General features: G+C 44.8%; 13 protein-coding genes and 1 pseudogene. 9 read left to right on the top strand and 5 right to left on the bottom strand.

Features of this window, described 5'->3' with window-relative positions; all coding sequences use genetic code 11:
- Positions 1-2 precede the first annotated feature (2 nt).
- The 3 genes and pseudogenes from G4D54_18560 (at position 3) to G4D54_18550 (ending at position 1,943) form a co-directional block, all read left to right on the top strand.
- Complete coding sequence (locus tag G4D54_18560) at positions 3-893, top strand: PTS system mannose/fructose/sorbose family transporter subunit IID (protein QJA04282.1); 891 nt, start codon at positions 3-5, stop codon at positions 891-893.
- 73 nt (positions 894-966) lie between these two features.
- Positions 967-1,278, top strand: a complete 312-nt coding sequence (locus tag G4D54_18555) for a hypothetical protein (protein QJA04281.1) — start codon at positions 967-969, stop codon at positions 1,276-1,278.
- Positions 1,279-1,539: 261 nt separating this feature from the next.
- A pseudogene (locus G4D54_18550) lies at positions 1,540-1,943 on the top strand (HicB family protein).
- A gap of 199 nt (positions 1,944-2,142) precedes the next feature.
- On the opposite strand, the gene G4D54_18545 reads toward G4D54_18550, so the two are convergent.
- The 3 genes from G4D54_18545 to deoC form a co-directional block, all read right to left on the bottom strand.
- The gene (locus G4D54_18545; protein ID QJA04280.1) at positions 2,143-3,018 is read right to left on the bottom strand and encodes a beta-1,6-N-acetylglucosaminyltransferase; all 876 of its coding nucleotides are present in this window, start codon (positions 3,016-3,018) and stop codon (positions 2,143-2,145) included.
- Positions 3,019-3,473: 455 nt separating this feature from the next.
- Positions 3,474-4,343, bottom strand: coding sequence for a sugar nucleotide-binding protein (locus G4D54_18540; GenBank protein QJA04279.1), 870 nt, complete (start codon positions 4,341-4,343; stop codon positions 3,474-3,476).
- Positions 4,340-5,041 carry a deoxyribose-phosphate aldolase gene (gene deoC / locus G4D54_18535; protein ID QJA04278.1) on the bottom strand — a complete coding sequence of 234 codons (702 nt, stop codon included), beginning with the start codon at positions 5,039-5,041 and terminating at the stop codon, positions 4,340-4,342. Before deoC ends, G4D54_18540 begins: the two co-directional genes overlap by 4 nt.
- 107 nt (positions 5,042-5,148) lie before the next feature.
- On the opposite strand from deoC, the gene G4D54_18530 reads away from it, so the two are divergent.
- The 6 genes from G4D54_18530 (at position 5,149) to G4D54_18505 (ending at position 10,641) form a co-directional block, all read left to right on the top strand.
- The gene (locus tag G4D54_18530; GenBank protein QJA04277.1) at positions 5,149-5,907 is read left to right on the top strand and encodes a GntR family transcriptional regulator; all 759 of its coding nucleotides are present in this window, start codon (positions 5,149-5,151) and stop codon (positions 5,905-5,907) included.
- Positions 5,908-6,074: 167 nt separating this feature from the next.
- Positions 6,075-6,851, top strand: coding sequence for a glucose-6-phosphate isomerase (locus G4D54_18525; GenBank protein QJA04276.1), 777 nt, complete (start codon positions 6,075-6,077; stop codon positions 6,849-6,851).
- Positions 6,848-7,402 (top strand): cupin domain-containing protein, encoded by a 555-nt coding sequence (locus tag G4D54_18520; GenBank protein ID QJA04275.1) that lies wholly within the window; start codon positions 6,848-6,850, stop codon positions 7,400-7,402. Before G4D54_18525 ends, G4D54_18520 begins: the two co-directional genes overlap by 4 nt.
- 2 nt (positions 7,403-7,404) lie before the next feature.
- Positions 7,405-9,144: a mannose-6-phosphate isomerase gene (locus tag G4D54_18515; protein QJA04274.1), complete on the top strand. Its 1,740-nt coding sequence runs from the start codon at positions 7,405-7,407 to the stop codon at positions 9,142-9,144.
- Positions 9,145-9,187: 43 nt separating this feature from the next.
- A complete protein-coding gene (locus tag G4D54_18510) occupies positions 9,188-9,919 on the top strand; it encodes a GntR family transcriptional regulator (protein ID QJA04273.1) in 732 nt (243 codons plus the stop codon).
- A 119-nt stretch (positions 9,920-10,038) separates the two neighbouring features.
- Positions 10,039-10,641 (top strand): GNAT family N-acetyltransferase, encoded by a 603-nt coding sequence (locus tag G4D54_18505; GenBank protein ID QJA04272.1) that lies wholly within the window; start codon positions 10,039-10,041, stop codon positions 10,639-10,641.
- Between the two features lie 261 nt (positions 10,642-10,902).
- Here the strand turns inward: G4D54_18505 and G4D54_18500 are convergent, their stop codons facing one another.
- Positions 10,903-12,129 (bottom strand): EAL domain-containing protein, encoded by a 1,227-nt coding sequence (locus G4D54_18500; GenBank protein ID QJA04271.1) that lies wholly within the window; start codon positions 12,127-12,129, stop codon positions 10,903-10,905.
- A gap of 41 nt (positions 12,130-12,170) precedes the next feature.
- Entirely contained in the window at positions 12,171-13,388 is a 1,218-nt protein-coding gene (rpoN, locus tag G4D54_18495; protein QJA04270.1) for an RNA polymerase factor sigma-54, read from the bottom strand.
- Positions 13,389-13,476 lie beyond the last annotated feature (88 nt).

The raw sequence follows: 13,476 nt of genomic DNA, 5'->3' as shown, positions 1-13,476 counted from the left end.
TTATGAAAAAGGTATCGAAAAAGTCATTAAATAGTTCTTTCTGGCGTTGGTTCTATGGTAACCTGACTTGCTTCTCTCATGAGCACATGCAGACATTCGGTTACATGTGGTCCATGTTACCAATTATCCAGGAATTATATGAAACGAAAGATGAGCAGGCTGAAAAGCTGCAGACATATTATCCATTCTTCAACACAGAGCCTCAGATTGGTTCTATCGTAGTTGGTATTACCGCTGGTCTTGAAGAAGCTCGTGCAAACGGTGCTGAAGAAATCGATGATGAAATGATCAATGGTATTCGTGCAGGTCTGATGGGTCCTTTGGCTGGTATCGGTGACTCTCTGATCGTTGGTACGTATATTCCAGTATTATTAGGTATTGCATTAGGTCTTGCGGAAGGCGGATCCATTATTGGTCCTCTGTTCTATATCGTTGTATGGAACGTGACTAGTATCTTCTTCCAGAAATGGATCTATAACAAAGGTTATGAACTTGGTGGTTCTGCTGTAGAAGTTATCGTTGGTGAGCAGGCAACTGCATTACGTGAATCCGTAATCGTTATGGGTCAGGTAATCGTTGGTGCTATGGCTGGTACTTGGGTATCTATTACTACTTCTGTACAGCTGACAACTTCTATTCAGAATAAAACAGAAATGGTTATTGAAGGTTCCAAAGTAATCGAAAAGGTTACAGGAACTCAGGAAGTACCTGTATTACTGCAGGAAAAACTGGATGGCGCATTCCCTGGCGTATTGACTCTGCTGTTCGTACTGGGCTGCTGGTGGTTAATGGCTAAGAAAGCAATTAGTCCAATCAAAATTATGCTGCTGATGGTTGTTGTAGCTATCGTCGGTGTTCTTGTTGGATTCTTCGATCCAAATCTGTCTTACTAATTAACAAAAAAATAGAAATATCATCCCTGCCTCCCAAGTGGGGATGATTTCTTTATAACAGGAGGTATAAGTGATGAAGAAATCAGAGAAGGATGCATTGAAACAGAAAATACAGTCTGAAAATATACTGGTACGACGGCTCGGAAGCTGGGTCAAGGTTGGAGGGATTATTTTCCTTGTGACTGCAGGCCTTTGTGTCTGGGGATTTACTGGCATGAAAGATCCTATTTTACCGGATATCAGTGATACAGTCCGAAATGTAGTTAAATGGATTGCTCTGGTTGGTGCAATTCTATCTGGTGGATTCACCATTATGTCCTTCATGAGCTTCCGTAATGGGAAGAAGCATGTTTTAGCAATGATTGATGAATTGAAAGGGTTTTAAGAATATCCCTTTTCTAATTCTGATGTATGAAAACTTCCTATGGGAAGTTTTTTCGTGTTTATAGCGTGTATAAATGTGTATGAAAATATTGACATACACATCTAAGCGTATTTAAAGACGAAGGAAAATCATATGATGGGATGACTTCAAAGCAGATGATGAAACTGCTTAAACAGGGCACTTTTATTGAGATACAACAGGTAGGTTACCGTAGAATATTGCATAATCCTGTGACCAATAAAAGCATTGCTGTTCCTTTTCCTGCAAAAGATTTATCCAGCGTTATTTGAAAAAGAAGATAGTCGCTATACTGTTACGTTTCCGGATTTGCCAGAAGCTATCACGTGTGGAGACACATCAGAGCAGGCGATTGAGACGGCCAATGAGTGTTAGGTCTTTGTTTGGATGTGAGAAAAAGAAAACAAAGAAGAAATTCCTGTAATGAGTGATTCATTTACGATCAACTATGCAAATGGCGTGTTTAATAGGATGATTGAGCTTACTTCCATTAAACTTAATAAACGTTATAACAAAAGAGCGATAAGTAAAATGTTACAATTCCAGCCTGGTTAAATGAATTAGATGAAATGCTTATGTTTCATGCAGCATCCATACAGCAATCCTGTATTCATACAAAAAAAGGTAAGTGCTTCCGTTTGTACTAGGTATAAGCGTTATCATGCTTCAAAAGTATTTTGATATTCTGCATTTTAAACATTCACAAGCCGAAAGAAAGCTGATCTTTATGATATCGGAACATGTTTCCAATATATGCTATACAATAGGCGGCAAAAGGAACACTATGACTGAATCACCTTAGAAAGTGATATTCATTTACGATAAAAAAGAATAACCGATGATCAGTTATTCTTCCATTTCTAAATTGGCATTATATACATCGAAATATTTTTCATATAGAGTGAAATCTTCATCAACGAGAATAGCACCCGCAAACAGTGCCTCCGGATATCGGTCAATCGCCTCCTGCGTTGTTGGGCGTGTGTTTTGACTGCGTTCCCATTTTCCGTTTCCTACAACACGATAATCATTATTTACATGCTCAACACATTTATTGCCAAACTTATCCAGCATCATAGGAATATACATTTCCTCGGCATACCAGGATAATTTGAAAGTCGTGGAGCAATAGTCAAAATTATCTGCAAGGATCTGTGCACTGGTATGCGTCAGCATAAACCAGGGACTGCCAATTTGAATGACATCATCCAGAGTTCTGCGGATGTGCAAAGCATACAGTAAGCTTCCAAAGCCTCTGGTAATTGCACGTGTCGCTTTTCCTCTGGGAAAGGCCAGAAGATTTGTGAAGGGATAATACTTTAAAGTCTTTTTACGCAGCGCAGGCTCCTCTTTCTCAGATGTTTCCACATAATAGAGATCCTTACCATTCTGTTCTTCCAGAAATGCGGTAATTTCCTCCCTCGTTTTTATCGGCATCATACCATCATTCAAATTGATATAATAATCAAAGCCTATCTGAACAGCTTCCTTCATTTGAATCAGTGTACCCCTTGCCATTGACATATCGCCTTCCTGAGCGAATTCCTGTGTGTGGGAAATATGTACTCTGGAATAATCCATGTACACAAATTGAACCTGCTCTCTGAGATCATCATCATTTATCATGATAAAAACGTGATCCCCTTGTTTGGTAAGCTGATTGATCGTTTCTACAACCTCATCGTATTTCCGGTCTGAATGCATCAGATATGCTATTTTCATAATCATTCCTCCATATACTACCAGTCTATTATATCATTTTCAGATGAAAATTGTAGTGATAATCGTCATTAGAAACTGGAAGGTAGGAAGAAAAGGTATAGCAGGCAGTGATATGCTGTAATTAAGCATAAAGCTGTTTAATTTCGGAAGGGAAAATGCTGATCTATTGATTTTATTAGGTTGAATTAGATCATATGAAAGCGGATAATATAGTATCTATATATAGACATCAAGCTTGTTTAAGAAAAATGTTATCTATTTATTTCCGCCTAAAGAGTGTGAAGGGGATTATGGAATCAACGCTTTGATCGTATGGATAAAAAAAGGCAATCTGATAAGATTACCAATGCGGTTCGTAAGTGCACTCTTTGGAATATTCTGATTTGACGGATTATATTTCTATGTATGCTGATAAAAAATATCCTGTCACCAATAACAGGATATTCTTTTTCGTGTTATTTTAGCCAGCCGAAATCCTTCAGACAGGCATCCACATTTTCTTCAAAGGTACCAAAATCAATTCCATGTGCTTTCAGCTTTTGAGTATCCAGACGATAATCACGGAAGCGATCTGCATACCGCTCATGATTTGGAAGGATGCAGGCATCGATCTGTTCCTGTGTGAATCCCAGCTTCTGTGCTACGATTTTAGCGGACTCATAGGTGTTATGCGTGTTGGTATCGGATACATGATAGACACCGGAAGGCAGCTCGATAATTTTATCAAATACATCCGCCAGCTTTTGTGCATACGTCATTCCTCGAATCTCGTTCACCGTAAATTTAGCAGGTGTCTGATAGAACATGGCATTCATAACGTTACGGATAATGTTCGGTGATGCCTTGATTCCCGGACGACTCATGCCAAGCATCCAGGAAAAGCGCAGTATGATGTAGTCCTCCAGCACGGAGGTTATAAAGTCTTCGCATTCCACCTTGTGATTGCCGTATGCCGTAACCGAGCATAACGGTGTATCCTCTGTGAACGGTCCTTCCTCAGTTTTGCCATTGAAACATTGCTCGGTACTGATAAAAATCAAGCGGGCATTCTTCTCTTTACAGGCCTTGGCGATTTCCTTTGTACCGTCCACATTGATGCGGTGTGTCAGCTCCGGATGATTTTCACAGTCCGCTGTCTGTGCCATAGCTCCGGTATGAAAAACATAATCGTAATCATGGGTGTTAAACCAGCTGCGAACAGCAGCAGTATCCCCTAAATCCAGCTCTTTTCTTGTAAGTGGGATGATCTCCATGGAGCTTTGCATAGCCTCTTTTACCAGAGATGCGATAAATCCGTTACCTCCTGTAATCACCATTGTTTTCATTTCTGCTGACCTCTTTCGTTTCGGAAGCCTTCCAGAATAGCAATGGAGCTGCTGGTACCGATTCGTTCAGCACCTGCCTCAATCATAGCCTTGCAGGTTTCCCAGTCACGCACACCTCCGGCAGCCTTGACCTTTACATCATCCCCGACTGTTTCCTTCATCAAACGAACATCCTCCAGCGTAGCTCCGCCGGTTCCAAAGCCTGTACTTGTTTTGATATAATCCGGCTTCACCTTTTTTGCGATTTCCGCCAGCTTTTTAATTTCTTCCTTTTCCAGATAGCAGTTTTCAAAGATGACCTTACTGATTACCTTATGCGCACGACAGATTTCTGTAATCTGACGCATTTCCTCTTCAATATAGTCCCAGTGTCCCATCTTTGCTTCACCGATATTGATGACATAATCAATTTCATCAGCTCCATCCTGTATTGCTTTTTTTGTTTCCTCCACCTTGATTTCCAAAACAGTCTGTCCCAGCGGGAAGGAAATTGCAGCACCCACATGCACATCGCATCCCTTCAGCAGCTCTTTGCAAACGCGTACCTGTGCGGAGTTGATTGCGACCATTGCAGTACCCAGCTCCCTAGCTTCCTTACATAGCTTTTCAAAGTCTGCTCTTGTCGCATATGCCTTTAAAAAGGTGTGATCGAAATATTTGGCGAGTGATTTTTCTGTTAGTGTATTGATGATATCCATATAATACCCTCCTTTAATGTAATTACATTATAACATTACGAACTTAAGTTGTCAAACAGAAGTCAATCCGTTATAATTAAGATATTGTGAAAAGGAGTCGGACAATTATGGATGAGCGAATCGCAAAACAGTTTACAATCAGTAAGGCATCACCGGTGCCCTTATATTTTCAGCTGAAGACACAGCTGGTGGAGCTGCTGAAGCAGGGGATTTTTCAGGCCGGGGACAAGCTGCCGACCGAAGCGGAGTTCTGTGAGCTGCTGGATATTTCGCGTCCAACTGTGCGACAGGCCTTTTCCGAACTGATCAATGAAGGCTACATCACACGGCATAAAGCAAAGGGGACCTTTGTGTCACGTCCGAAAATTGAAGGCTACTTCTTTCAGAAGCTGGGAAGCTTTGATGAGGAAATGCGCAGTCTTCATCTGACCCCATCCACCAGAGTAATCGTCAGTGAGGTGATTGAGCTGCCGGAGAAGTGTGTGGAGATTTATCCGAAAAGCAAACGGGTATTTCACCTCCAGCGCCTTCGTTATGCAGATCATGAGGAGATGGTTCTGGTCAATACCTTCGTACCGTATGAGCACTTTTTGGATATCGAGCTGGAGGATTTCGAACAGTCTTCCTTATATGATATCTTCTCACAGAAATATCAGACTGAGGTTGCCTATGTCGATCGTACTGTAGAGGCAAGAAAAGCGGGTCAGAGGGAGCGTACGATTCTGAATATGGAGGAGGACGGCGTCCTGATGCATGTGGAAACGGTTGCCTATACACAGCAGGATGAGCCAGTGGAATATTCGATTGCGGAGTACCGCGGAGATCGTAATAAGTTTAAGATGCGATTGATTCGCAGAGAGAATTAACTGTCATTCAGGTGACGGTTTTTTCTTTTCAGATGAATGGTGAGCAGTATGCAAAGGGATGCAAATTTTGCCTGTTTTTTTTCTTTTTAGCGGTTGACAGAAGAAGGGAAACAGGATACAATACAGGTGTAAATGACATAATGATATAACAACTAGGAGGTGGTTATATGGAATTCTATCCTGGCTTTGATATCGAAAGCAGAGAGAAGGATATGGAATTTGTCTATGGACCGGACGTGTTTGGTCCGAAGCCGGAAAAAAGAACGCTGGAAGCAATCCGCTCCTCCCTGCAGGATCCATCCTGTACAGGCCCTGAAATTCTTTACAGCATTGTTATGGATGTAGGAAGAAAGCAGGATCACACAGCGATTACAGAACGCAATCTGCTGTATGGTGCTGTGACCTATGCAAAGGGAACCCTTGGAAAGGAACCGGTACGTTCCCAGGGGCATATTCACGCAATATCCCCGTCCTGCCAGTCTTCAACCTGTGAGGTGTATGAGATATGGGACGGTGAAGCCTTTATCTATATGCAGGAATATGGAAAGGACGATGCGGGAAACTGTTACGCAGTCCATGCGAAAGCAGGGGAAGTTGTCATCGTTCCACCGGGCTGGGTGCATGCGACCATCAACGCCAATGTGGAAAAGCCGCTGACCTTCGGTGCATGGTGTGTTCGGGATTTCGGCTTTGATTATGAGGAAGTGCGTGCCCATCATGGAATTGCCTATTTTCCGGTCGTAGAGGCTGGTAATATTACCTGGGAAATAAATCCTGCCTACAAAAATGCAAAGCTGCACGTGATAGCTGCACACGACTATCCGCAATTTGATCTGGAGCCGGGCAAGCCGATCTATACGCAGTTTATTGAAGACCCGGATCGCTTTCTGTTTGTATCAAGACCGCAGCTGAAGGAAAAGGAATGGGAGGAATTTCATAAATGAACGTCATTGAACCAAAAGTCATTCATGATTTTCAGGATGTAATCAGAGGCAGTGAGGTAAACACCTCCGTCAAGCTGTATCAGGATGCGAAAGGCTTCTATCGTACAGAATCTGCACTTGCGGATGATACGCTGATGTATGAGGTTTATCACTATACGCAGGGGGATGACAAACGCGCAGGCAATCTGAACTGGGGGCTGACTGTATTGTATCCCGTACTGGTAAACGGCGAATGCAATATGACCCGCGGACACTGGCATGAAAACCGGAAATGTGTGGAATTTTATTTCTGCATTGCCGGAGAAGGATTGCTGATGCTGATGGATGAGGATGGGACAACCTGGGCAGAAAAAACCTATCCCGGCTCTCTTCACCATATTGACGGACATCTTGCACACCGGCTGATCAATACCGGTGAGGAGCCGATGAAAATCGGTGCCTGCTGGCCATGTGATGCAGGCCATGATTATGCCGCAGTTGAACGTCAGCCGTTTGGATATCGCGTATATAAAGAAGAAGGAACCCTTCGTTTTGAGAAAGTAGAGGACTAGAGATGAAAAGCAATTACAACAAATTTCCATCAACAAAAATCAAAGGACATGAGCACGCTGCTGTTGTCGGCTACAACAATATTCTGGATACGTTGAAAAAGGAAATCCCATCCGGAAAGTATGTCATCACATGTGATGTGTATCCGGGGGTACGGGATGAGGAAATCCTTACAGAGCTGAAAAAGCTGGAGCCTTCCGTGCTGATCAATATGATAGATGTATTCAAGGAAGAAAAAACAATTACAGAGCAGCTGAAGTATATCCTTACCGATGACCGCGTATTCGGCAAGATGTATTATGGAGAGGTTTCTGATTTTATTGATATGGAGAAGCTGGAGGCCGCGAAACAGCAGGTGGAAAAAGCCGATGGTCTCGTAATCGTGTACGGCTTTGGAGCATCACTGGTACATCCTGGCGATAAGCTGGTGTATTTCGATATGGCACGCTGGGAAATTCAGATGCGTTATCGTGCGGGTATGGGAAATTATAAGTGCAGCAATTATGACGAAGACCCGCTGCGTAAGAATAAGCGCGGATTCTTCATTGAATGGCGGATTGCCGATAAGCACAAGATGTCAGTGTTTGAGGATATCGACTGGCTGATTGATACCAATAAGGCAAATGATCCGAAAATGATTCCTGGTACTGCACTGCGCGATGCATTGAAGCAGATTGCACAGCAGCCGTTCCGTACCGTTCCGTATTTCGACCCGGGTGTATGGGGTGGACAGTGGATGAAGGAGGTCTGTGATCTTGACCGTGAAAAATCCAATTTCGCATGGAGCTTTGACGGTGTACCGGAGGAAAACTCCCTGTACCTGGAATTTGCAGATGCTGTCGTGGAGATTCCGGCAATGGATCTGGTGCTGTATCAGCCAAAGCCGCTGCTTGGTGATCAGGTTTATGCACGCTTCGGTGCGGAATTCCCGATTCGTTTTGACTTCCTGGACACCATGGGCGGACAGAATCTGAGTCTGCAGGTACATCCGCTGACAGAATATATCAAAAAGCAGTTCGGTATGCAGTATACACAGGATGAAAGCTACTATATGCTGGATGCCGGAGAGGGTGCCTGTGTATATCTGGGTCTGAAGGACGGTGTGGATCAAAAGCAGATGATTGAGGATTTACGCCGTGCAAACAAAGGGGAAATTGAATTTGATGCAGAGAAATACATCAATAAGTTCCCTGCGAAGAAGCATGACCACTTCCTGATTCCTGCCGGTACCTGCCACTGCTCCGGTAGTGAGGCGATGGTGCTGGAAATCAGTGCAACTCCGTATATCTTTACCTTCAAGCTGTGGGACTGGGGACGCGTTGGTCTGGATGGCCGCCCGAGACCGGTACATGTGGAGCATGGTAAAGAGGTTATTCAGTGGGACCGTACGACAAAATGGTGTGAGGAAAACCTTGTAAATGCAATTCATGAGGTGAAACGCACAGAGGACTATGTGGAAGAACACACAGGTCTGCATGAGCTGGAATTCATCGAAACAAGAAGATACTGGACAGAAACCATCACCCATCATGATACCGCCGGTACCGTCAACATGCTGAATCTTGTGGAAGGAAGAGAAGCTGTTGTGGAAAGTGAAGAAGGAAAATTCGAACCGTTTGTTGTCCATTATGCGGAAACCTTCATTGTTCCGGCAAGCACCGGTAAATATACGATTCGTCCTTATGGAGAGTCTGTCGGCAGCAAAATCGGAATTATGAAGGCTTACGTAAGAAATAACTCCTAAAATATACGCATACATGATATAATAGTTACATGGAGGTGACTTCATGGAAAAGCTGGATTTTGGCAAGGGAGCCGTTCCGTTATATATACAGATAAAGAAGATCATCAAGGATAAGATTTTATCAAAGGAATATGCACCTGGTGATTCCTTACCGAGTGAAGCACAGCTGCAGGAAATCTTTCATGTATCCAGAATTACTGCGCGTCAGGCAATCGCACAGCTGGAGAGTGAAGGGCTCGTTGAGCGTGCCCGCGGCAAGGGAACCAGAGTTCTGTTTCAAAATAAAATTGAAGAGCAGCTTGCAGGTATCAAAAGCTTCACAAATGAAATGCTGGAGCGCGGTATACAGCCGGGGACACGCTGGGCACATATCGAGCTTGTAAAGGCAGACCGGCATGTGGCGGATATCTTCGGATGCAAAAAGGGTGATCTGGTGTATCGGCTGGATCGTGTGCGGACCGGGGATGATGTGCCGATTGTGTATTTTGTCAGTTATTTTTCCAGAGACAGAAATCTGCCGCTGGAGGATGAAAAATATACAGGGAGCATGTATGCGCTGCTGGATGAGCTGAATATCCGCAAGCCGGTGAAAACGCGTGAGAATTTCAAGGCGATAACGGCCCGAAAAGAAGAAGCGGAGAAGCTGGATATTAAAAAAGGCGATCCGCTGCTAATCAGAGAACGTGTATCCTATGATCATGAAGGCAACGTTCTGGAGTATACGATTTCCTATTATCCGGGAGAGCGTTATTCCTACTCTATTGAGCTTGGATAAGGGTGCGATTGCTTCGCATCCTTTTTTCAGGATAAGGGATGATAATTTGTAAAGCAGTCAATGCATAACGCTATACATGCGAGAATCGTACGCATGCAGCTATGAGAATGGAGGAACCTATGACAACCTTAGATAAGCGTATTCCCTATTATCCGGTGCTGATGGTATTGACACAGCCACCGGTGATCACGGATATCCCACTGGCACAGGGGTATTCCTTTCACCCCTATGAGTCTTCCTATAAGGAGGCCTGGATTGCATTGCATGTATCGCTTGGTCAGCTGGATAGCATGGAGGCGGGCAGACGTTATTTTGAAGAAACCTTCGAAGCTCAACCAAAGGAGCTTCAGCAGAATATGATTCTGGTGGTTGATGAAAACGGACAGCTTGCAGGTACATCCTCCGTCTGGAAGGGATATCATTTCGGTGAGCGCCGTATGCGGGTGCACTGGGTTGGTGTTGATGAACGGCATCAGAGAAAGGGACTTGCGAAGTCATTGATGCTGAAAACGATTCAGCTGTACAGCAGTCTGCATTGTGAGCATCCTCTGTATCTGACGACACAGACGAACAGCTATGTAGCAATTTCCATGTATCAGCGTCTCGGCTTTACGGCGTATATGGGAAGTATGCCGGTGAATTTTCATGCGAATGCCGAAACCTTTGCAAAGGACAATGAGACCGCCTGGAGGATTATCGGGGAACAGCTGGACAAGCTGTAAGCAGGGAGACATACAGGTCAGCATTCTGACAAGTAAGAGTTGATATGCATTTCAATTAAACAAAAGGAAGCAGGGTCTGTACGCTTAGCGGCAGACATGTGCTTCCTTTTTACATTTCTGTGGTTCTCCTGTCTAAATGGATAAACCGTGAAATTACCCGACAATACTTATATGTGCAACTCTGTATATGTGATAGCATGAATCGATGCCGTTTCGTTCTTTGGATCATTGCGTATTGCCAGAATGTGCTTCAGCAATGAATTACTCGATAATTTCATTTTCTTGGAAGAATTGATGAACAGAAACCGGTGGGGAGTAATAAAAGCCCTGAATCAGCGTGCAGTGCAGGTCTGTGAGAAACTGTACCTGCTCCTGTGTTTCCACACCTTCCGCAAGTATGGGGATGTGAAGCCTGTGCAGCATAGGGATGATGTGCTGTAAGAGTATCTGCTGGCGGCTGTTCCATGGACCGGCAAAAAAGGAATGATCCAGCTTTACCATATCCACATCGATCCAGCTCAGGACATGCAGGTTGCAGCGGGAGCTTCCAAAATCATCCAGAGAACAACGCAGTCCCGCCCCCTTCAGTCTCAGCACAAACATCTGTACCTGCTCTTTATGTTCAAAGGGAATATCCTCATGCAGCTCCAGCTCCAGCAAGGAAGGATCAACACCATAGCGTTTACAGATATCGAGGATTTCTCCAAGATAGTAGTGTCCGTCCTCAAAGGAAGCTTTGGATACGTTAATACTGATAGGAAGGAGCGGCTGTCCCTGTGCATGGCGCTGTGCAAGAAGCTGACAGACGCGTTCAAACATATAGGTGTCCAGCAGTCGGATGCAGGTATTCTGATCTGCGACAGGAAGAAAATCCTGCAGGGGTATACAGACGCCGTTATGAATCCAGCGAAGCAGTGCCTCTGCACCAACGACCTGCCGGGTCTTTGTATTGACTTTCGGCTGTAGAAACAGCTCGAATTCCTGTCGGTGCAGGGCGTTTAGAATTTTTTGTTCCAGCTGGTAGCGGTGATGCAGCTGTTCCTTGGCCTGTCTGGAATAAAAGGCATAGGATGTGGAAAACCGCTCGCAGTCACGATCATGAAGGCGGCAGTATTCCGCACACTGTATGGCATCCTCCAGAGTATCCAAGGTATACGGCAGGCAGATGCCGAACGATAAAGCAAGCCGTGCCGCATACAGCTGCTGCGCGATTGCATCACAGCAGTCATCCAGGTCATATACCAGACGCAGCGCATCCAGTCGTGTATAGGATGGTAGTAGAAAAAGCAGACGGTAATCTGAAAGCTGTGCAATCTGCGCTCTTTTGGGAAGCAGGTGCTGTGCCTGTTCAGAAAGCTGATTCATAAGCTGTATCACCCGCGTTTTTCCAAACAGCAGCACAAGCTGTTCTGCATGCTTGATTCCCATGGTCATGACACAGCAGTTCAAAGGCTGCTCCTGTGCATGGCCTGTATTTGTTTTTTTCATAGCGACACCTCTGCTGTAAAGTGTTGCCGCTTTTTCTTTTTTTATGTATGCTTTCTGTGTGTACTGCTTGGAATATGCAGAAGCTTACGATATTTGGTGACGGTTCTGCGTGATACGCTGATATCCATCGTCCTCAGCTTGATGACGAGCTGCTGATCGGAGAACGGATGTGAGGGATCCTCATGGCGCAGGATTTCTGTGATTGCCCGCTGTACCGCATCACTACTGTCACCCTGTGCAGTGGCTGTACACAGCAGGCTGCGGATGGGATAGCATTCCCCGTGAAAAAGGTAGTATTTGTGCTGTAAGGCTCGTGATACGGTTGAAACATGCAGACCGAGTTGATCTGCTAGCTGCTGCAGCGTGCAGGATTGCAGCTCATCCCCAAACAGAAAATGATGCTTCTGTATGCTAACAAGCTCATTCATGATCAGTAACAGCGTGGCATTTCTGCGATTCAGTGTTTCAAACAGCAGATTCGCCTCACGGAAATAGGCTTTCAGCTGCTCATTTTGTTCGATTGCCTGCACATACTGCTCCTGCACAAGCGTAGCGCCATAGCGCATGGGTACGATTTGAAGCTGCTGGTCCTGTACACAGATTTCCACCTCTGGCAATATCGTCTCCACGTGTTCTTTTGCGTACGCGGCACAGGGATCCGGATTACAGGTGCGCAGGGAAGCAATGACCTCCTTTACCTCCCTGACGCTCAGCTGCATCCCTCCTGCGATTGCCGCTAAATCACCCTCAGCAAGCTCCTGTGCATATTCTGAAAGGATTTGTTCCCCCATGGTATTACGGGTTTTCCTGCATTGCAGAATCAGGGCTTCGCGAATACTGCGTGCCGCAACTCCACAGGGCTCAAAACCCTGCAGGATGCGAAGCTGACCCAGCAGTGTCTCCTCATCAATTTGCAGGTCCTCACAATATGCGGAAACAGAGCCGCTTAAAAAGCCGTGTTCATCCAGCGATTCAATCAGATAGGCGCAGATAGCTTCATCATAGGGCTCACGCAGCGTGTGCAGCTGCATATACAGATCCTCCTGTAAGGACGGTCGCTGTATCGCATTTTGCAAAAGATAATCGTCACCCTGTGCACTGGGATGGAAGTCAAGAAACGGATTCTGCTGTACACATTCGGAAATCAGCTCCAGCAATTCCCGGCTGTCCATCTTCAAAATCTTTAATGCCTGCTGATTCTTGTGTGTCAGGATGTGTGTCTGCTTCATGGTCTGATTCTGCTGCAGGAATTGTGTCATATCATCACCTCTATCACTCTTTTTTATAACCTAGCAAAAAGCGTGCCAACATTTGCGCGTTTCCATAAGTTTCCACATTGACTTTCAA

Source organism: [Clostridium] innocuum (assembly GCA_012317185.1).
In the GTDB taxonomy this organism is placed as follows: domain Bacteria; phylum Bacillota_I; class Bacilli_A; order Erysipelotrichales; family Erysipelotrichaceae; genus Clostridium_AQ; species Clostridium_AQ innocuum.
This window is presented reverse-complemented; position numbering and strand designations above follow the sequence as displayed.